The organism is Pseudomonas sp. SIMBA_068 (assembly GCF_046534705.1).
Lineage (GTDB): Bacteria > Pseudomonadota > Gammaproteobacteria > Pseudomonadales > Pseudomonadaceae > Aquipseudomonas > Aquipseudomonas putida.
Map to the genome: position 1 here is coordinate 1 of NZ_JAWRYI010001693.1, position 235 is coordinate 235.

1 protein-coding gene is annotated in these 235 nt (G+C 69.8%); it reads right to left on the reverse strand.

Annotation, left to right across the window (positions count from 1 at the left end; genetic code table 11):
• Nucleotides 1-235 (reverse strand): CAP domain-containing protein (locus SB756_RS35515; protein WP_410913939.1); only part of this gene is annotated, 235 nt, incomplete at both ends.

Below are 235 nucleotides of genomic sequence, written 5' to 3' on the forward strand. Positions count from 1 at the left end.
GAAGAAGTTCTGGTTGGCCATGGCCCGGGTGTGGTCGGCGGCCACGCCGGCCAAGGTGGTATTCCAGGTCAGCGCCGGTGCGCCAGCAAAGGGCTGGCCGCCGCACTGGCGCGGCAACTTGCGCGCAGCGTTGATTTCCTGCAGCACCTTCTGCCCCTCGGCTTGCCAGTCACCGAGGCGCCCGCTGAGCAACGGGCGGGCGAGGACGATGCGCCAGTCGCGGCCTTCCTGGCTG